The sequence below is a fragment of the Janthinobacterium amylolyticum genome (genome assembly GCF_051380655.1).
Classification (GTDB): Bacteria; Pseudomonadota; Gammaproteobacteria; order Burkholderiales; family Burkholderiaceae_D; genus Janthinobacterium.
Window position 1 is genome coordinate 373,237 of record NZ_JBNYXL010000005.1, and the last position, 19,456, is coordinate 392,692.

The 19,456-nt window shown below is 64.1% G+C and carries 18 protein-coding genes; 13 read left to right on the plus strand and 5 right to left on the minus strand.

Translation table 11 applies throughout. From position 1 onward, the window contains the following. The first annotated feature begins 88 nt into the window (after positions 1-88). Positions 89-988 (plus strand): LysR substrate-binding domain-containing protein, encoded by a 900-nt coding sequence (locus ACQ4WR_RS13185; RefSeq protein WP_436487731.1) that lies wholly within the window; start codon positions 89-91, stop codon positions 986-988. Here ACQ4WR_RS13185 and ACQ4WR_RS13190 read toward each other — a convergent pair. Both ACQ4WR_RS13190 and ACQ4WR_RS13195 read right to left on the minus strand, forming a co-directional pair. Further along, a complete protein-coding gene (locus ACQ4WR_RS13190; protein WP_436487733.1) occupies positions 985-1,728 on the minus strand; it encodes an SDR family oxidoreductase in 744 nt (247 codons plus the stop codon). The genes ACQ4WR_RS13185 and ACQ4WR_RS13190 overlap by 4 nt on opposite strands. 181 nt (positions 1,729-1,909) lie before the next feature. Beyond that, entirely contained in the window at positions 1,910-2,959 is a 1,050-nt protein-coding gene (locus tag ACQ4WR_RS13195; RefSeq protein ID WP_436487735.1) for a methyltransferase domain-containing protein, read from the minus strand. Positions 2,960-3,114: 155 nt separating this feature from the next. Here ACQ4WR_RS13195 and ACQ4WR_RS13200 point away from each other — a divergent pair, with 155 nt between their 5' ends. Together ACQ4WR_RS13200 and ACQ4WR_RS13205 are read left to right on the plus strand one after the other, a co-directional pair. Continuing rightward, positions 3,115-4,002, plus strand: coding sequence for a helix-turn-helix domain-containing protein (locus ACQ4WR_RS13200; RefSeq protein WP_436487736.1), 888 nt, complete (start codon positions 3,115-3,117; stop codon positions 4,000-4,002). A gap of 57 nt (positions 4,003-4,059) precedes the next feature. Continuing rightward, positions 4,060-4,470 (plus strand): VOC family protein, encoded by a 411-nt coding sequence (locus ACQ4WR_RS13205; protein ID WP_102293097.1) that lies wholly within the window; start codon positions 4,060-4,062, stop codon positions 4,468-4,470. Between the two features lie 148 nt (positions 4,471-4,618). Here ACQ4WR_RS13205 and ACQ4WR_RS13210 read toward each other — a convergent pair whose 3' ends face one another. Further along, positions 4,619-7,489 (minus strand): insulinase family protein, encoded by a 2,871-nt coding sequence (locus tag ACQ4WR_RS13210; protein WP_436487737.1) that lies wholly within the window; start codon positions 7,487-7,489, stop codon positions 4,619-4,621. Between the two features lie 304 nt (positions 7,490-7,793). On the opposite strand from ACQ4WR_RS13210, the gene ACQ4WR_RS13215 reads away from it, so the two are divergent. The 6 genes from ACQ4WR_RS13215 to ACQ4WR_RS13240 all read left to right on the plus strand — a co-directional run bounded on the left by ACQ4WR_RS13215 (position 7,794) and on the right by ACQ4WR_RS13240 (position 13,493). Beyond that, a complete protein-coding gene (locus ACQ4WR_RS13215) occupies positions 7,794-9,206 on the plus strand; it encodes a HAMP domain-containing sensor histidine kinase (protein WP_102293073.1) in 1,413 nt (470 codons plus the stop codon). Beyond that, the gene (locus ACQ4WR_RS13220) at positions 9,203-9,745 is read left to right on the plus strand and encodes a hypothetical protein (protein WP_436487739.1); all 543 of its coding nucleotides are present in this window, start codon (positions 9,203-9,205) and stop codon (positions 9,743-9,745) included. Before ACQ4WR_RS13215 ends, ACQ4WR_RS13220 begins: the two co-directional genes overlap by 4 nt. Next, the gene (locus ACQ4WR_RS13225; protein WP_436487741.1) at positions 9,742-11,109 is read left to right on the plus strand and encodes a sigma 54-interacting transcriptional regulator; all 1,368 of its coding nucleotides are present in this window, start codon (positions 9,742-9,744) and stop codon (positions 11,107-11,109) included. Before ACQ4WR_RS13220 ends, ACQ4WR_RS13225 begins: the two co-directional genes overlap by 4 nt. 267 nt (positions 11,110-11,376) lie before the next feature. Continuing rightward, complete coding sequence (locus ACQ4WR_RS13230; protein ID WP_034752546.1) at positions 11,377-11,739, plus strand: BON domain-containing protein; 363 nt, start codon at positions 11,377-11,379, stop codon at positions 11,737-11,739. A 206-nt stretch (positions 11,740-11,945) separates the two neighbouring features. Further along, on the plus strand, positions 11,946-12,959 hold the full coding sequence (locus ACQ4WR_RS13235; RefSeq protein WP_102293075.1) for a bile acid:sodium symporter family protein: 1,014 nt from the start codon (positions 11,946-11,948) through the stop codon (positions 12,957-12,959). Between the two features lie 186 nt (positions 12,960-13,145). Beyond that, positions 13,146-13,493 (plus strand): hypothetical protein, encoded by a 348-nt coding sequence (locus tag ACQ4WR_RS13240; protein WP_436487743.1) that lies wholly within the window; start codon positions 13,146-13,148, stop codon positions 13,491-13,493. Positions 13,494-13,623: 130 nt separating this feature from the next. Here ACQ4WR_RS13240 and ACQ4WR_RS13245 read toward each other — a convergent pair whose 3' ends face one another. Both ACQ4WR_RS13245 and ACQ4WR_RS13250 read right to left on the minus strand, forming a co-directional pair. Continuing rightward, positions 13,624-15,069 carry a UdgX family uracil-DNA binding protein gene (locus ACQ4WR_RS13245; RefSeq protein ID WP_436487745.1) on the minus strand — a complete coding sequence of 482 codons (1,446 nt, stop codon included), beginning with the start codon at positions 15,067-15,069 and terminating at the stop codon, positions 13,624-13,626. Continuing rightward, complete coding sequence (locus ACQ4WR_RS13250) at positions 15,066-16,298, minus strand: putative DNA modification/repair radical SAM protein (RefSeq protein WP_436487747.1); 1,233 nt, start codon at positions 16,296-16,298, stop codon at positions 15,066-15,068. Before ACQ4WR_RS13250 ends, ACQ4WR_RS13245 begins: the two co-directional genes overlap by 4 nt. 136 nt (positions 16,299-16,434) lie before the next feature. On the opposite strand from ACQ4WR_RS13250, the gene modA reads away from it, so the two are divergent. From modA to ACQ4WR_RS13270, 4 genes are read left to right on the plus strand one after another with little or no spacing between them, the layout of a single operon-like run. After that, positions 16,435-17,193, plus strand: coding sequence for a molybdate ABC transporter substrate-binding protein (modA, locus tag ACQ4WR_RS13255; RefSeq protein ID WP_102293079.1), 759 nt, complete (start codon positions 16,435-16,437; stop codon positions 17,191-17,193). A 15-nt stretch (positions 17,194-17,208) separates the two neighbouring features. Beyond that, positions 17,209-17,880: a molybdate ABC transporter permease subunit gene (modB, locus tag ACQ4WR_RS13260; protein ID WP_436487749.1), complete on the plus strand. Its 672-nt coding sequence runs from the start codon at positions 17,209-17,211 to the stop codon at positions 17,878-17,880. A gap of 17 nt (positions 17,881-17,897) precedes the next feature. Further along, complete coding sequence (locus ACQ4WR_RS13265) at positions 17,898-18,614, plus strand: sulfate/molybdate ABC transporter ATP-binding protein (protein ID WP_436487751.1); 717 nt, start codon at positions 17,898-17,900, stop codon at positions 18,612-18,614. Beyond that, a complete protein-coding gene (locus tag ACQ4WR_RS13270) occupies positions 18,598-19,422 on the plus strand; it encodes a TOBE domain-containing protein (protein WP_436487753.1) in 825 nt (274 codons plus the stop codon). Before ACQ4WR_RS13265 ends, ACQ4WR_RS13270 begins: the two co-directional genes overlap by 17 nt. The last annotated feature ends 34 nt before the right edge of the window (positions 19,423-19,456 follow it).

Here is a 19,456-nt window from a genome sequence, read left to right on the forward strand (position 1 = left end):
CCTGACAGTGTTGCGCAGTACGATCGTTCTGAATATCAGATAATTTAATTTGTACCATCCCATAAAACCGGATGATCTACAGGGCGCCATGAACCCACTCAATTTTGACATCGCCTTCCTGCGCAGCTATGTGGCCGGTATCGAGCTGGGCAGCTTTGCCCGCGCGGCCGGCAAGGTGGGCCGCTCCACCTCGGCCGTCAGCGCGCAGCTGAAAAAACTCGAGGAACAGGCGGGCCTGCCCCTGTTCCGCAAAGATGGCCGGGGCCTGGCGCTGACGCAGGCGGGCGAAGTGCTGCTTGGCTATGCGCGCCGCCTGCTGGAGCTCAATGACGAGGCCGCTGTCGCCTTGCGCGGCGTGGAACTGGAAGGCTGGATCAGGCTGGGCTTGCAGGAAGACTTTGGCGAGGCGCTGCTGCCCGAGGTGCTGGGGCGTTTTGCGCGCGCCCATCCGAAAGTGCGCATCGAGGCGCACGTGGCGTGCAACACGGCCTTGCTGGAGCGCCTCGCGGTGGACCAGCTGGACCTGGCCCTGCTGTGGGGCGGCGCGGGCATCGTCGGCCTCGATGGCTATCCGCTGCACCAGCGCCAGCGCATTGCCGAGCCGGCCATGCGCTGGGTCGGTTCGTCCAGCGTGGAATGGCAGCCCCAGGCGGGAGAAGCGCTGCCGCTGATCATGTTCGACCGCGAATGCCTGTTCCAGCGCTGCGCCACGCAGGCATTGGACCGCGCCGGCATCGCCTGGCGCATCGCGTTTACCAGTCCCAGCCTGGCTGGCCTGTGGGCGGCGGCGGCGGCCGGGCTCGGTGTGACGGTGCGTACGGGCCACGGCTTGCCGCCGTCCGTGCGCGTGCTGGACGAGGCCGAGGCAGGCTTGCCCGCCCTGCCCTCGCTGTCGCTGGAATTGCTGCGCGCCGCCTCACCAGCCAGGCCGCCAGTGGAACGGCTGGCGGCCCTGATCATCGAGTCGCTGCAGGCCGGTGCCGCTTAAAACTCTTGCACCGTGGGGCGCAGCACGATTTCATTGATATCCACGCCATCGGGTTGCTCGATCGCATACGCCACGGCGCGCGCCACGGCATCGGCGGGAATGGCTTGCTTGTAGAATTCCTTCAAGCCGGCCGCGCTTTCCGCATGGCTGCTGCCGCTCGGCAACTCCGTGGCCACGGCGCCCGGCAGGATGGTGGTGGTGCGGATGGCGCCGCCCACTTCATGGCGCAAGCCTTCCGAGATGGCGCGCACGGCGAATTTCGTGCCGCTGTACACCGTGCCGCCCGGGCTGAAGACCTTTGCGCCCGCCACCGAGGAAATGTTGATGAAGTGGCCGCTGCCCTGCGCGCGGAAGAGTGGCAACGCTGCCGCGATACCGTACAGCACGCCCTTGATATTGATATCGATCATGCGTTCCCACTCTTCCACCTTCAGCGCATCGATGGGGGCGATGGCCATCAGGCCCGCATTGTTGACCAGCACATCGACCTTGCCGAAGACGGCGCGCGCCGTATCGACCAGGTTTTGCACCTCGCTGGCCTGGGTCACGTCGGTCTGGACGATGGCTGCCTGTCCGCCGGCCGCCGTGATTTCCTCGGCGATGGCGTTGAGCAGATCCATGCGCCGCGCGGCGAGCACGACAGAGGCGCCCAGCGCGGCCAGGTGCCGCGCCGTGGCTTCGCCCAGGCCACTGCTGGCGCCGGTGATGATGACGACTTTCCCTGCAATTGCTTGATTCATGATGGTTTCCCTATGGAAGCAGCATGCTGCTGCGGATGACATCGATGGAGGATACAAACGCCCTGTGGGGTCGCGCGCGCAGTGTGGCGGTGCTGGCGCATGCAGCAAGGTCTGGTAGTGGCCACGCGGCAGGCATAGCTTAGCGTATTTGCCGGCCTGTTTGCTGCAATATTGATAATTATTAAGTGTACGCGATCAGTACCTGCACGGGCGCCATGGGGAAATCGCTGGCGCTGTATTGCTCCACCTGCCGCCATCCGGCCGCGCGCAGCAGTTGCGCCAGTTCCCCCTGCCGCGTCACCGCGCGGCCCAGCATGCGCATCGGCAAATAGTAGGGCAGCACGCGCGCCGCGTCCTCGGGCGCGGTGGCGATTTCCGCCTGCACGCAGACGAGTACGCCACCGGGTTTCAGGGCCGCGTGCATCTTGCGCAGGGCGGCGGGCACATCGGGCACGAAGTGCAGCACGGATGAGCACCAGATCAGGTCGTAATCGCTGCCGATATCGTCGCTGTCCAGATCGCCGCCCAGGGTTTCCAGGCGCTCGGATAGTTGCGCGTGGGCGATGTTCGCGGCCGCCACGGCCACCGTTTCCGGCCAGTCAAACACGCAGCCGTGCAATCCAGCATGGGCTTGCGCCAGCGCAATGGCGACCCAGCCGGGACCGCCGCCCAGGTCCAGCAAGCGCAAGGGCGTGTTGCGGGCGGCGAAGGGTGCTATGCGCTGCATCACGGACAGGGCCGCGCGCATGGTGACGGCGCGCTGCTCCTGGCCAATCTGCTGCTGCGCGGCGGCCGCCCAGTTGACGCCATTTGCCGTGTTATATGGCGACGGCGCGGCCTTGCCGCCCTCGCGCACGAGCGTACTCAACTGCGTGGCGAAGTGGCGCAGCGCATGCAGCCGGTACAGCCAGGCATCGCCGCAAAAGGCAACGGAATCGCGGCAGAAATACTGCAGGGTGGTGGCCGTGCAGCGGTAGCGTTGTGCTTGCGTGTCGGCATGCGCATCGGCCGCATCGCGTTCCAGCACCTGCATGCTCCACAGCAGTTCCAGCAGCAGCGCCGTGTGCGGCGCATGCAGCGACAGGATGTCGGCCAGTTGCGCCGGCGTGTGCGGCGTGGCCAGCACCTCGAAAATGCCCAGTTCCAGGGCGGCGGCCAGACCATCGGCCTGGACCGGGGCGACGGCCAGGTTCCAGTACGGTTGCAAGGGGTGCGAGGTGGTAAACGGCATGGTGCTTCCTTTCGGCGAAGTAAATAGCGAGGTGCATGGCGCGGTGTGCTGCAAGGTATTTTATGGAATAATGAGAATAATTATCATTTGCATTTGTATGCGCGGCGGTGCATTTCGTATGCGCGACGGTGCGCGAGAAAAGAGGGGAAGCGAAGATGGAATACGACAGGGAAGCGGCAGGCTGGACGCGGCGCCAGCTGGGCCACGGGATGGACGATTGCCGCGCCGACCAGCGCCAGGTGGACCAGGGCTTGCTGCTCGTGCATTCCGATTACCGCCCACGGCACGCGCTTGTCGAGCAGTCGAACCACGATGATGCGGGCGGCATGGTGATCACCATCGGCCTGGAAGGAACTTCCGGCTACACCACGCGCGATGGCGGACAGTTGCGTTTCCAGGGCGGCCATACGACGGTGACGGTGTTTCGCCATACCAGCGGCGAACGGCGTTTCGAGGCGCAGCAGCGGGCGGCGCAATTGCGCGTGCTGGTCGACGAGCAGGCACTGGCGCGCTATGGGCAGCCGGGGCTGTCGTCCTTGCTGCCCCACGATGGCGCGCGCCAGCTGGCGCATGCCGCTACTACGGCAGCGTCCGCCCTGCATGCGCGCGCGCTGCTGCGCGCGACGGACCCGTTGGCCGTGCATATTGGCGTGCTCAGTCTGCTGGCGGAACAGTTGCGCGGCTTGCAGCCGGCGCCCGTGCCCGTACCGCGCTGGACCGATGCCGATATCGCCAGGCTCGAACGCGCGCATGCGCTGATGCAGGAGCAGATGGCGCAGGCGCTGACGCTCGATTACCTGTGCGCGCAAGTGGGCTTGAGCCTGTTCAAGTTCAAGCAGGGCTGGAAGTACCGTTATGGCGACAGTCCGCAGCGCACCCTGCTGGCGCTGCGCATGCACCGGGCAAAGTTACTGCTGGAAAATGGTTGCCAGGTGGCGCAGGCGGGATGGCAAACGGGCTACCGCCACCCGTCCAATTTCAGCGCCGCCTTTACCCGCTATTTCGGCCATGTGCCGAAGAGCGTGGGGCGCGCGGGCGCGTAAACAGCCGGTGTAGAATCGGTGGGCAGCATTCATTGATACGACCCACAAGGAGACATGATGGCCCGCAAAATCTTTGTCAATCTGCCCGTCCAGTCGCTGGAACGTTCCGTCGCATTCTTCACGGCGCTGGGCTTCAGCTTCAATGCCCATTTCACCGATGAAACGGCAACTTGCATGATCGTCGCCGACGACATCTTCGTCATGCTGCTCACGCACGACAAATTCAGGCAGTTCACGCCCAAGCAGTTGTGCGATACCACGGTGGCGACGGAAGTGCTGGTATGCCTGTCGGCCGAGAGCCGTGGCGAAGTCGACGAGCTGGTGGCCAAGGCCGTCAAGGCGGGCGGCAGCATCTACAAGGAGCCGATGGATTTCGGCTTCATGTACGGGCATAGTTTCCAGGACCCGGACGGGCATCAGTGGGAGCTGATGTTCATGGAGCCGAACGCCGTATCTGGAAACGCCTGACCAAACCTACTGCGCGTCGCGCTTTGCGGCCGGCGATGCTCACCGTACTAGAGTACGGTTGCGCTTCTCGGCCACAAATCACTGCCGCTCGCTACGGTTTTGTCAGGCGATGCAACAGCCAAGTCAAAACACTTGTTAAGCCCACGCCTTAGCTGGCCAGCGCCAGCAGATCCACCACTTCCAGCCCGGCCAGGTCCTGCGTCGTGTTGCCTGCGAATGCGGCGCGGCTAGCCTGGCCATTTTTCAGCCAGGTGCGCGTCACCGTCTTGATCTGCGCCAGGGTGCAGTTCAGCACGCCGGTGCGGAATTGCTGGCGCACGGCTTCCGTCGTGCCCCGTTGCTGCATGTTCCACGCCGTCAGCGCTTCCGCGTACGGCGAGTGCGGCTTGTCGAGGCCCTTGATGACGCAGATGATGGCTTCCTCGACCTGCTCTTGCGAGAAGTCGCCGTCGAGGATCTGGTCCAGGGTCGTGCCGAAGTCGGCATAGGTGCCGGCCAGGCGCGGATCGCGGTAGGAACTCAGTGTGAACGTGCCGGCGCCGGCCGCGTAGCTGGCGCTGCCGCCATACGCGCCGCCTTTTTCGCGCAGGGCCGTATGCAGCACCTGGTTGGTCATCAGCTCGGCGGCCACGGCCAGGGCCGAGGCGTCGGGATTGTGCACGCCAGGCACGGCCCAGGAAACGAAGCAATGGTTGATCTGGCTCGTCGCATGCAGGGCTGTGTTGGCCAGCGGCAAGGTAGCAGCTGCGGCGGCAATGGCTGGCGCGGCAGCGTCGGTGCTGGCTGCCGGCAATGCCAGCAGGCGGGCCAGGATGAGGCCGTCCTGCTCCAGTCCCGCGCACAGCACGGTTGGCTGCTGGGCGATGATGTGCGCGTGCAGGGTGTCGAGTTCGCGGGCGATTTCCTGCAAGCCGGCCGACGTCTTGCTCAGCTGCTGCAAACGGCGGTAGAACGGCAGCGCGGCCGGGCCGCCGACGATGTCGTCGAAACGGCGCGTGGGCGACAGCGGCGCCATCGAGGCCAGCATGGCGTAGCGGTTGCCCGATTCGGCCAGGCTGGAGAGTTTGTCCTGCACCAGGCTTTCGATCAGGAAAGCCAGACGCTCTTCTTCATCGAAGCGGGGCTTGGCGATCCAGGCCGACAGTACGGCGGCAATCGCCGCGTGTTCTTCGCGCAAGCCGCTGGCCGAGAACGACAATTCCACGCGCATCGCTTGTTGCGGGCGGGGAATGGCTTCCAGGCCGATGTGGAACGATGGCACCATGCTCTGGCGCCAGGCGCTGGCGTCGTCGAACGACATGTCCCCCACGCCCAGTTCCGGCGCCAGGTCCGTGTACAGGCGCAGCCATGGCCACGACGCTTCCGGCAAGCCCGACACGTCGTACAGCACGTTGGCATAGCTGATGCCGTTCGAGGCAATGCTGAAGGCCACGGCGCCGTCGACGGCCGGTGGAATCGGCAGTGCCGGGCGCGGCAGCGGGCTGACGTCGCCAGGGCGGATGCGCGGCAAGACCTCGGAATTCGATGGCAGCTGCTGGTGCGCTTCCAGCGCGGCGGACTCGGCGATGATGTGTTCGCGTTCGGCGTCCGTCAGGCCCGCCTGCAGGGCCGCCAGCTTGGCGTCTTCCTGCGCGGCACGGTCCGTGAAATAAGCGGCATCGGGCACCACGTGCGTCGTCAAACGGGTGGGATTGGCGATCAGCTCGCGCACCAGCTGCTTGAAGAATTCAGGATCGTCGATCTGCTGCTCCAGGGTTTCCAGGATGGCCGCATTGTCGAAGGCATCCATGACGTCGCCGCCATACATGGCCAGCGGCAAGGCGTGCAGCAAGCGGCCCAGGCCGTAAGGCATGCGGCCGCTGCTGATTTCGCGCTGGCTGTATTTGATGTCGCGCAAGGCGGCGTGCAGCACGGCGGCGGGAATGCCCTCTTGCGCCGTTTCTTCGAGCGCCGTCCAGATGCGCTGGTGCGCGTCGGCGATCTGTTCTTTGGTTAAACCTTCCATGCCGATGTGGAACACCATCTGGCGGATGCCCGCGTCGCGGCCATTCATGTCCGATGGACGGCCATAGCCGGCCGATTCCATGGCGCGCATGACGGGCGCCGACGATTCGCCGAGCAAGCCGTGCGACAGCAAATGCGCATGGTAGTAGGCGATCGGGTCGCTCGACTCGCCCATCAGCCAGGCGAACTGCAGGCCGAATTCATCGTCGCGCGCTTCCTGCGACGGAATGTTGACGGTGTTTTCCTGCGGCGCCGTCCAGGCGGGCGCCAGTTGCGGCAGGCGGCGCGGGCTAAAGCCGCTGAGCTTGGACAGCACGCGTTCGGCCACTTGTTCCTGCACCGCCGACGCTTCGATATTGCCGGACGTCATGATGACGGCTTGCGAAGGGTGGTAGTGGCTGGCGTGGAATTCCTTCAGCATCTCATGCGTCAGTTCCGGGATGACCAATGGGTCGCCGCCCGACTCCACTTCGTATGTCGTGCCTTTGAGCAAGGTGCTGGCGATGCCGCTGTCGAGCGCGCGCATGGGGCTGTTGAAAGCGCCCTTCATTTCATTGAAGACGATGCCCTGGTACACCAGCTTGTCGCCCTCGAACGCATGGCGCCAGCCTTCCTGGCGGAAGTTCAGGTAATCGAGGTTGGGGAAGAAGGCCGCATCCAGGTACACGTCGAGCAGGTTGAAGAAATCCTTGCGGTCGGTGCTGGCGAACGGGTACACGGTGCGGTCCGGATAGGTCATCGCATTCATGAAGGTGGCCGTCGAGCGGCGCAGCATCGAGAAGAAGGGGTCGCGCACCGGGTAGCGGGCCGAGCCGCACAAGGCCAGATGTTCCAGGATGTGCGCGCGGCCATCGCTCACTTCAGGCACAGTGGGAAAGGCCACCAGGAACACCATTTCAGCCTGCTCGGTATGCATGTGGATATGGCGCATGCCCGTTGCCGGGTCGACATACTGCTCGATGGTCGCCTGCAAGACTGGAATGAAGTTGCTGCTGACTTTTTCAAATGTGCTCATGCGGTATGGGATCTCTTCGGTAGGTGATTCGGATTGCGGTAGACGTGCATTACATCTGGGGGCAAAGCGGCGAAATGCCAGAGCGGGCGCCACTTTGATGCCTGTGTAAAGTTTTTCCCTATTGTACTAGGAGTGTCGTCACGCCGCCGCCAGGCGCTGATAGACGGCTGCCTGGCGGCCGGAAAAGCAACAGCGGGATGGAATATTGTCATATAGGCCACTTCCAGACAGGTGGCGACCCCGTCCGCAAGCTTAGCGTACCATGCGCCTTTTCCCCCTTGCTGACTGAACCGAAGGCCGTATCTTGTCCAGACTTTCTTTTCGCCAATTGTTATTCGCCGCCTTCATCCTGACGGCAGGCATCTTGACGGCCACCTCCGTGCAAGCCCTGCTGACCCTGGAACACCTGGCGCGGCTGGGACGCGAGACGGCGGCGCAAGCCATTACCCTGACGGAACAGTCGCAGCGCCTGTCCGAGCGCACCCTGGCCATGGAGCGCAGCGCGCGCCAATTCCTCGTGCTGGACGACCCCGTCTTCCGCGAACGCTACGCGGCCGCCCGCACGGAAGCGCAGGCGGCCCTGCAAGTGCTGAACGGCGCGACACCCGAGTTCGCCACGCAGCTGGCCGACGAGTGGACGGCGCAGGCGCAGGCGGCGTGGGAAGTTTTACAAGCCGGCAAGCGCCGCAAGCGCGATGGCCACGCTGTTGTGTATCGCGCATTTGCCCGCATGACGCAGATCAATGACACCTTGGCGCGCGAGAGCAAGACGGAAATCGGCAGCCGCAACGACGCCCTGCTGGTCGAGCTGGAGCGCCAGCGCGGCATGCTGGGGGCGCTGGTCATCGGCGCCGTCGTGCTGGCGGCCGTGCTGGCCACCTGCTTCGGCTTTTTATTGTCGCGCCCGCTGCGCCGCATCAAGACGGCCATCGAACGCCTGGGCGACAAGCGCTACGACCAGCCCATCGTCGTGGGCGGCCCGGCCGATACGCGCCGCCTGGGCCAGCAGCTGGACTGGCTGCGCCAGCGCCTGGCCGACCTGGACGCGGACAAGGAACGTTTTTTGCGCCATATTTCGCATGAATTGAAAACCCCGCTGGCGGCCCTGCGCGAAGGCGTGGCCCTGCTGGAAGACGAGGTGGCCGGCAAGCTCAGCGATGGCCAGCGCGAGATCGCCGGCATCCTGCAGCAAAACACGGCGTCGCTGCAAACCCAGATTGAAGACTTGCTGCGCTACAATACCGCCGCTTTTGACGCCCAGCACCTGGCGCACAGCAAGGTGGACTTGCTGGTCCTGCTGCAAGATGTGGTGGCGGGCCAGCGCCTGCAATGGCAGGCGCGCCGCCTGACGGTCGATGTGGCGGGCGAGTCCCTGATCGTGCAGGCCGACCGCGACAAGCTGGCGACCGCCCTGGCGAACATCCTGTCGAACGCCGTGCGCTTCAGCCCGGAAGGCGGCACCGTGCGCTTTAGCTTGTCCGCCGTGGCGGGCCGCGCGCGCATCGACTGCAGCGACGAGGGCGCCGGCGTGGCACCCGAGGATGCCGAGCGTATCTTCGAGCCGTTTTACCAGGGCGTGCGCCAGGCTACCGGGGCGCGCAACGGCAATGGCATCGGCCTGTCCATCGTGCGCGAATACATCGCCGCCCACGACGGCAGCGTCACTCTTTTACCGCGCCAGGCCGGCGCACATTTTCGGATAGAACTGCCTTTATGATGACGAGAATTTCCGTGGCCGCCATGGCCGCCAGTGCGCTGCTATTGAGCGCATGCGCCACCCAGCCCGCCAGACAGACGCCCGTGCTGGTGCAAACGCCGCCCCGCGTGGTGGTGGTGGCCGATCCCCAGCTCACCGATCTGCTGGCGTACCAGAGCGCCTTGCGCCTGATGACGCCATCGGAACTGGCGAAGGCGCAAGCGGACCTGGCCAAGGCCGAGCATGCGCCGCAGAACACCATCCGCCGCGCCATGCTGCATGCGGCCGTGCGCGGCACGGGCGACCTGGCCCGCGCGCAGGCGCTGCTGGAACCGTTGCTGACGGCAACAGGCAAGGACGCGCAACTGCTGGCGCCGCTGGCGCAATTGCTCAGCAGCCAGTATGCGGAACTGCGCCGCCAGGAAGACAGCATCGACAAGCTCAACGCGCAACTGCGCGACGCCCAGCGGCGCATCGACTTGCTCAATGAAAAACTCGAAGCGCTAAAGAATATCGAGCGCAGCCTGTCCGTGCGCCCTGCCGCGGGAGCGCCGAAATGAGCGAACACGCCCACATCCTATTGGTTGACGACGATCCCGACCTGCTGCGCCTGCTGACCATCCGTTTGCAAGCGGGCAATTACCGCGTCACGGCCGTCGGCAGCGCGGAAGCGGCGCTGGCGCGCCTGGCCGTGGAATTGCCGGCCCTCGTCATTACTGATGTGCAATTGCCCGGCCGCGACGGCCTGGCCCTGTTCGATGAAATCCGCCGCCAGCATGCGGCCCTGCCGGTGATATTGCTCACGGCCCACGGCACCATTCCCGACGCCGTCGAGGCCACGGCGCGCGGCGCCTTTGCCTACCTGACAAAACCGTTCGATGGCAAGTCGCTCATGGAAAAGGTGGCGTATGCCGTCAACCTGTCCACCGTGATGCCGGCGCCGGCGCCCGGTGACGAGAGCTGGCGTGCCGAGCTGATCAGCCGCAGTTCGCAGATGGCCGAATTGCTGGCCGAAGCCAAGCTGGTGGCGGGGTCCGATGCGAGCATCCTGATCCGCGGCCCCAGCGGCACGGGCAAGGAATTGCTGGCGCGCGCGCTGCACAACGCCAGCCGCCGCGCCAAGGCGCCGTTTATCGCCGTCAACTGCGGCGCCATCCCCGAGCAGTTGCTGGAATCGGAATTGTTCGGCCACGTGAAGGGATCGTTTACGGGCGCCGTCGGCAACCGCGAAGGCCTGTTCCAGGCGGCCGATGGCGGCACCCTGTTTTTGGATGAGATCGGCGACATGCCGCTGCCGCTGCAAGTAAAACTGCTGCGCGTGCTGCAGGAGCGGGCCGTGCGCCCCGTCGGCGCCGACCAGACGCGTCCGGTGGACGTGCGCCTGCTGTCGGCCACGCACCGCGACCTGGATGTGGCCATGGCGGAAGGGCAATTTCGCGAAGACCTGTATTACCGCCTCAACGTCGTCACCTTGACCCTGCCGCCGCTGGCCGAGCGGCGCGAAGACATCGCCCTGCTGGCCAACCATTTCTTGCAGAAACTGGCCGCCAAGTACCAGAAGCCGCTGAACGGCTTTGCGCCCGATGCCCTCACGGCCCTGGTGGCCGCGCCATGGCCCGGCAATGTGCGCCAGCTGGTCAATGTCGTCGAGCAAGTGTGCGCGCTGGCCACGGCGCCGCTGGTGCCCTTGAGCCTGGTGCAGCGGGCGCTGCGCGTGCCGTCGCTGGAAGCGCTCAGCTACAACGAAGCCAAGCAGCGCTTCGAGCGCGACTACCTGATTCAATTGCTGCGCCTGACGGATGGCAACGTGGCCGACGCGGCCCGCCTGGCCGACCGCAACCGCACGGAGTTCTACCGCTTGCTGCAGAAATACGAGCTGACGCCGGCCCTGTTCCGCGCCGATGGCGACCCTGTCGCTGAATAGCGACAAAAATAAAGGCTTAATAATCAACGACCTATAAAAAAACATTGATATTGTTGCCATATCCTGTCGCTGCCGGGCGACAAAAAGCCGCTTTTTTCCGGCCAGATCCGTCTGAAACGCGCTGAAAAAACTGGCGGTGAATGTAAGTCGTTGATTTTTAATGAAAATTAAAAGCTGGCACGGTGCTTGCTGTATGGGTAGATGTGACGCTCCAAAGTGTTGCTTTAACCAAGTAAGAAGCTTTTAACTTCATTGAGAGGAACTACCATGCAAACATCGAAACTGTTCAATACCCTGGTTGCCGCTATCGTTCTGTCGGGCGCCTCGATCACCGCTTCGCATGCAGCTGACTCCGCACCAAAAGCACAAGCTCCTGCTGACACCGTCGTGGCCGCCAACGCTGCCGCAGCCGTCCCTGATGAAACCATCACTTCCTCGGCCAAGGCCGCCCTGAGCGCCGATGCGCAAGCCGCTGCCCTGCCAGTCAAGGTAGCAACCCAGCAAGGCGTCGTGGTCCTGTCGGGCGACGTGCCGAGCGCCGAAGCGGGTGACCGCGTCGTGCAGATCGTCGCTTCCGTGAGCGGCGTGAAAGAAATCAAGAACGAGCTGAAAGTCAAAGCCGCAGGTTAATCCCTCGCGCTGTACTTTACTCCGGGTTGCCCTGTCTGCGGACAGGGCATTTTTTTTGCCCGCGCGCTTTGCGCCGAAAGCCAGGCCATGCCGTCAGGCAAGGAGCTGGGCAATGAGGGTAGAATAGCTGGCACTGGCGCCGTTCCCGGCGCTTTTTGTCATCCACGGCACAGTGTTGCACGGCTGCGCCGCTACCAGGCTACTGCATGTCTTCTTTCTCTCCTACCGCCCTGCTGCGCAATCTGAAACCCGATAACTTTACCATCGCCCTGCTCGTCACCGTGGCGCTGGCCAGTTTCCTGCCCTGCACGGGCCAGACGGCCGTGGTCTTCGGCAATATCACCACCGTCGCCATCGGCGCCCTGTTCTTCCTGCACGGCGCCAAGCTGTCGCGTGAAGCCGTGGTGGCCGGCATCATGCACTGGCGCCTGCACCTGCTGGTGCTGGCCAGCACCTTCATCCTGTTCCCCCTGCTGGGCCTGGCCCTGCGCCCGCTGGCGCTGACCTTCCTCACGCCCGAGCTGTACGTGGGCATTCTGTTCCTGTGCGCCCTGCCATCGACCGTGCAATCGTCGATCGCCCTGACGGCCATGGCGCGCGGCAATGTGCCGGCTGCCATCTGCAGCGCCTCGGCCTCGAATTTCATCGGCATCTTCCTCGCCCCCATCCTGGTGGGCTTGCTGGTGGCGAAAGGCGCGGAAAGCAAGTCGTCCGTCGATGCGGTGCTCTCCATCGTCATGCAGTTGCTGCTGCCCTTCCTCGCCGGCCAGTTCCTGCGCCGCTGGATCGGCCGCTGGGTGGACCGCCACAAGGCCATGCTGAAATTCGTCGACCAGGGCTCGATCCTGCTGGTGGTCTACACGGCCTTCAGCGAAGCCGTCAGTGAAGGCCTGTGGCATACGATTTCCGTGGAAACGCTGGTCGCCCTGGGCGTGTTCAGCATCGTGCTGCTGGCGCTGGTGCTGGGCCTGATGACCTTCATCAGCCGCCGCCTGGGCTTTTCCAAGGAAGACGAGATCGCCATCGTTTTCTGCGGCTCGAAGAAAAGCCTGGCCAGCGGCGTGCCGATGGCCAAGGTGCTGTTTGCCACCCACTCGCTGGGCATGGTGATCCTGCCGCTGATGCTGTTCCACCAGATCCAGTTGATGATCTGCGCCGTGATCGCGCAGCGCTATGCGCGGCGCGACGAGGGGCGGGAAGTACCGGCGCCGACGTCCTGAGTGACGGCACCGCTTTCCATACCGCGCGCAGGCGCGATGTTTCTTGGCCTGTGCATAGGGCTGACAGGCAATACCACGGCTGGCGATGTCCGGGAGGCTGCGCACGAATGATGATGGTGCCAGGTCCGGGTTTGATGAGAGAGCAGAGCCGCTTTACATAGTGCAGTGCTAATCCGGGACGGGGTCATGAAATCATTTGCAGGAATAGTCGCCATTTTTTCCTTGGGTGGATTGCTTATTCCTTTTCTTTTTCGTGTCATATGGCATTTTCTTGATCGCAGTGTCCACTCAGATTTGCAGTTCATCGTGTTCAAGCTGATGCTGCTGTTATGGCCGACATCATTGATGGCGTTTGTTTCGACCCAGGAATCGGTAGCTGAAACAACATACTTCTTGTTTTCGATGGCAGCCAATGTGATTTTCTACGCCATTCTTGGCGCGCTGGTGTGGCTCGGATGGCGCAAGCATGGCGCTTTTTTCGCTATCGCAGGCATCGGAATGGGCGTCATATGGTGGAAGCTGTTATTGCTGTAAGAGAAAAGAACGCGTTTTTTGCGAGTTGAATAGCTATTCGCAAGCCACATGCGAGAGGTGGACAGATCACCTGTATCAGCATTGACGACTGCGCGCTATCGCTTGTCCGCCAACTTTCTCTGCAAATTCCTCAGTGACTGACGGCTGCGTTCCCGTTCTCTACGACGCCTTCCAGCAACATTGTCGCCCGCTTCAAGCCATCGACAATCACCCGATACGCCTGCCGCCGGCTCGCCTCATCGGGGGCGCGCAGCACGTATGACGGGTGATATACGCTCACTATCCAGCGCCCGTCACTCTCGATCGGCGTGCCGATCAGCGGCGTCATGCTGGCCGCGCCATCCTGCAGCAGGGACTTGAGCGCCGTGCTGCCGAGCGCGACGATCACCTGGGGCTGGACACGCTGTATCTCCTCTTCCAGCCAGCCGTGGCAGGCGAGGATTTCGCGCTGTGCGGGCGTCTTGTGCAGGCGACGCTTGCCACGTGGTTCCCACTTGAAATGCTTGACGGCGTTGGTCACATACACGCTGTCGCGCGCCATGCCCGCTTCCTGCATCGCCTGCTCGAGCAGCGCGCCGGCCGGGCCGACAAACGGCAAGCCCGCCAGGTCTTCCTGGTCGCCCGGCTGCTCGCCTACCAGCATGATGCGTGCCTGCACCGGACCAATGCCGGGCACGGCTTGCGTGGCGTGCTGCCACAGTGCGCAGCGGCGGCACTGGTCCAGGGTGGTGGGCAGGTCGCGCACGGGCTGGGCACGTTCGGCGGCTATCGGGATCATGGCCGCGCCGCTGCGCTGGCCCACGCTGGCCGTCTGGCCCGTGCGGCGCTCGCCGTTGGCGGCGCTGCTCAGCATGGCGGGCACGATGGCGCCTTCCGGCAAATTTTTCCAGAAGCGCGAGGGGATATGGCTGTGCAGCAAGTCGGCATTCACGCGTGCGGGGTTGAAAATGCTGCGGTAGTAGGTCAGCCAAAGGGCTTCGCCCGCGTCGTCGATATCGGCCGCGCCGCTCATCAGGGCCGGTCCCGCATGCAAGGCGCTGCCGTCCCACAGCATGCTGGCGGCGGGCGTGGCGATCATCCAGCTGGTCGATCCCATGCGGCGCGCGAAGTGGCGCGCCACTTGCGGCAGTACCTCGTGCACGGGTTCGAACCAGGCGACAAAGCGGGGCGCGCCCGCGCTTTCCGCCCGCTCGCGAAAGCGCACATACGCATGCATGTCGTGCTCCTCGCGGTGCACGGCCTTGACCATGGCGTGCAGGCGCGCGCCATCCGCGTCTGCAGGCGAGATCACGTCGTGCTGGCCCTGCTGCCAGCGCCAGAGCACCTGGTACAAAAAGGCCCAGCGGTCAGCCACGTTGAAACAGGCGGCCGTCTGCAGCAGCTCCACCAGCTGGCGCGGCAGGCGCAACTGGGGAGCGTTCGCATCCGTTGCCTCTGGCGCGGCGGAAAACAGGTCGCCTTCGCCGGGGCGCGACTGCCATTGCACGTGCGCCGGCGGCACCCGGAGCGCGATCAGCTCGCGCGCGGCCGCGCGCCACTCGTCGAAGCACTGCGCCAGCCGCACCATCGCGCTCATGCGGCCTGCAGCTCCGGCCACAGGTTCATCTGTTGTGGCGCTTCGGCCATGGCGCGGCGCAGCTGTTCCGAAGTGGTGGTGTCGCGCGCCGGAAAGTAATCGGCCGTGATGATGAAGGGGGCGATTTTCTTCATGCTGCAGCGCAGGCGCGACAAATCGGCGTAGCGCACCTGCCGCAGGCGGCGCAGGTCGATGATGCGCTGGGCATTGCGCAGGCCGATGCCGGGCACGCGGGCGATCATGTGCTGCGCGGCGCGGTTCAAGTCCAGCGGAAAGTGTTCGCGGTGCGCCAGCGCCCACGCCAATTTCGGGTCGATATCGAGCGCCAGGTTGCCGCCCGTGGCGGGCAGCAATTCGCTGGCCTGGAAACCATAGCTGCGCAGCAAAAAGTCGGCTTGATATAAACGGTGTTCGCGCAGCATGGGTGGCGGCGCCAGCGGCACGCTTTTCGGGCTGTCGGGAATCGGGCTGAAGGCCGAGTAGTACACGCGCTTGAGCTTGTAGCTGCCGTACAGGGTTTCGGCCGTGGAGAGAATCTGCTGGTCGTCGCTGGCGTCGGCGCCGACGATCATCTGCGTGCTTTGCCCGGCCGGCGCGAAGCGCGGCGACTTTGGCTCCTCGGCCTTTTCATCGAGCTTGCGGCGGATGGAACCCATCGCCAGCTTGATCGTATGCACGCTTTTTTCCGGCGCCAGCTTTTGCACGCTGTCTTGTGTCGGCAATTCGATGTTGACGCTGAGCCGGTCGGCATAGCGGCCCGCCTGGGCGATCAGCGCGGGATCGGCGTCAGGGATGGTTTTCAAATGGATGTAGCCGCGGAACTGATGCACCTCGCGCAATTCGCGCGCCACCTGCACCAGTTGTTCCATCGTGTAGTCGGCCGACTGGATGATGCCGGAACTGAGGAACAGGCCGTCGATGTAATTGCGCAGGTAAAAGTCGGCCGTCAGTTTCACCACTTCGGCCACCGTAAAGCGCGCGCGCGGCACGTTCGACGTGCGGCGGTTGACGCAGTACTGGCAATCGTACAGGCAGTAATTCGTCAGCAGGATCTTGAGCAGCGAGACGCAGCGTCCGTCCGGCGTATAGCTGTGGCAAATGCCCATGCCCGAGGTGGCGCCAAAGCCCTCCTTGCCGATGGAATCGCGCCTGGGCGCGCCGCTGCTGGCGCAGGAAGCGTCGTACTTGGCCGCATCGGCCAGGATTTCCAGCTTGTCCGTCAATTCCATGGCTGCCTCGATATACTGTGTTTATATACAGTATATCAGGAAATTGGCATGGCACAGCCTTGACTTGCTGCATGGCAGAACGTTATATATCGGTGTATATTACGGGCCTGGTTCTCTTCTCATTAAGGATACGATCATGCGCCTCACCTCCCTCGCCAAACTGCTCGGCGCCGCCCTCTTTGCCACCGCCGCCTCGTCCGCCCTTGCCGGCGAAGTGGTGGTGTCGGCCGCGGCCAGCCTGACGAATGCGTTCAAGGATGCGGCGCACGGGTATGAGGCGCAGTATCCGGGCAGCAAGGTGTCCTTGAACTTCGCCGCCTCGGGCGTGCTGCTGCAGCAGATCGTCAAGGGCGCGCCTGTCGACGTGTTTGCCTCGGCCGACCAGGAAACCATGGATGCGGCGCAAAAGCAGGGCCTGGTGCTGCCGGCCGACCGCCAGGACTTCGTCAGCAACAGCCTGGTGCTGATCGTGCCGCACGACAGCAAGCTGGGCATCAAGAGCCTGACGGACCTGACGCAGAAGGGCGTGACGCGCGTGGCCATCGCCAACCCGGCCAGCGTGCCCGTCGGCCGCTACTCCGAAGGCGCATTGAAAAAGGCCAAGCTGTGGGATGCCGTGCAGCCGAAGGCTATCGGCACGCAGAACGTGCGCCAGTCGCTCGATTACGTGGCGCGCGGCGAAGTCGATGCGGGCTTTGTCTATGCCACCGATGCGGCCATCATGAAGGATAAAGTCAACGTGGTGCTGGAAGTGCCGCTGGACGCGCCCGTGCTGTACCCGATCGCCACCATCAAGGATAGCGGCAATGCGGCCGAAGCCAAGCGTTTCGTCAGCTATTTGCAGACGGCGCCGGCGCAAGCCATCCTCGCCAAGTACGGTTTTAAAAAGCCATAAAGCAAACGACTGCACATGGATATCGCCTGGACCGCGCTGGCCCTGTCGCTGAAAGTGGCGGCGTGGGCCACGGCGCTCAATTTGCTGCTCGGCATCGGCACGGGCTATCTGCTGGCGCGCACGCGCTTTCCCGGGCGCGAACTGCTCGACGCCCTCTTGACCCTGCCCATGGTGATGCCGCCTACCGTGCTTGGCTACTACCTGCTGGTCCTGCTGGGCCGGCGCGGCACCCTGGGTATCTGGCTGCAGGACAACTTCGGCATCAACCTGATTTTTACGTGGCAAGGCGCCGTGATCGCTTCCACGGTGGTGGCGTTTCCCCTCGTCTTCAAGCCGGCGCGCGCCGCCTTCGAAGCCGTCGATGGCCAGCTGGAACAGGCCGCCCGCGTGCTGGGCATCTCGGAAATGGCGATCTTTTTCCGCGTCACCTTGCCGCTGGCCTGGCGCGGCATCCTGGCCGGCGTGCTGCTGGGCTTTGTGCGCGCGCTGGGCGAGTTTGGCGCCACCCTGATGGTGGCCGGCAGCATTCCCGGCAAGACGCAGACTTTGTCCGTCGCCGTGTATGAAGCCGTGCAGGCGGGCCAGGACGACGTCGCCAACACCCTGGTGCTGATCACCTCCGTCGTCTGCATCGTCGTGCTGCTGTCGGCGGGCCGCCTGGCGCCCGGGCGCATCGCGCACAAATGACGGCCAGGATGACGCCCATGCAACTCGACCTCGACCTCCGCGCCACCTTGCGCTCCGGCAAGCGCCGCTTTGACTTGCAGGTGCAATGCAACTCCACCAGCCAGCGCATCGCCATGTATGGCCCGTCCGGCGCCGGCAAGAGCATGACCTTGAAAGCCATTGCCGGCCTCTTCACGCCGGACGCGGGCCATATCCGCCTGAACGGACGCACCCTGTTCGATTCGGCCGCCGGCATCAACCTGCCGCCGCAGCAGCGCAACGTGGCGTATCTGTTCCAGGACTACGCGCTGTTCCCGCACCTGACCGTGCGCCAGAACGTGGGTTTTGGCCTGGCAAGGGGCTGGTTCAATCCGCGCGCGCGCGAAAAATTGGCCAAGGTCGAGCATTGGCTCGACGCGTTTCACTTGCAGGAACTGGCGCACCAGTTCCCCGACGAGTTGTCCGGAGGCCAGCGCCAACGCGTGGCGCTGGCGAGGGCGTTGGTGGCCGAGCCGGCGGCCTTGCTGCTCGATGAACCGTTTGCCGCCCTCGATCCGGCCTTGCGTGTCAAAATGCGCCTGGAATTGAGCCAGTGGCAGCAGCGCCTGGAAGTGCCCATGATCCTGATCACGCATGATCCGGAAGATGCGCGCATCCTGGGCGAACATGTGCTCTACTTGCGCGACGGACAGATCGACCGCATGGACGACAACAGGGAATTGGACAACAAGGCATTGGATGAGCGAATCGGATAAATCAGCGGCAGCGGAAATCGGCCTGCAAGGCTCCGTATGGATGACGGTGGGGGGCGAGAACCTGGGCGGTGCCGGCCGGGTGGAATTGCTGGGCGCCATCGGCGAGTGCGGCTCCATCACGCAGGCGGCCAAGCTCGTCAAGATGAGCTACAAAGGCGCCTGGGACGCCATCGACGCCATGAACAACCTGGCCGGCGAACCGCTGGTGGAACGCCTGACGGGCGGCAAGGGCGGCGGCGGCACGCGGCTGACGCCACGCGGACGCCAGCTGGTCGACAATTTCCGCATCATCGAGCGCGAGCATGCACGCTATTTGCGCCAGCTGGGCAGCCAGGCCGAAGGCATCGCCGACGATCTTTTACTCATACGCAGGATGGCCATGAAAACCACGGCACGCAATCAATTTCTCGGCAAGGTGGCCGAACTCAAGACGGGCGCCGTCAATGATGAAGTGATCCTGGAATTGCCGGGCGGCCAGCACATCGTGGCCGTCGTCACGCAGGGCAGCACGACCAGCCTGGGCCTGGTGCCGGGCGCGGAAGCGTTCGCGCTGATCAAGGCCTCGTCCATCATCCTCGTACAAGACAGCGAAGGCGCGCGCTTTTCCGCCCGTAACCAGCTGGCCGGTACCGTCACGCGGGTGCAGACGGGCGCCGTCAACACGGAAGTGGTGCTCGACCTGCCGCGTGGCGGCACCATCGCCGCCATCATCACCAATCAAAGCTGCAGCGAGATGGGGATTGTCATCGGCAGCAGCGTGACGGCGATGTTCAAGGCGTCGAGCGTGATTCTGGGTGTGCCCGCATAAATTGCGCAGGTCGGATTCGCGGCGGCACGCCGCG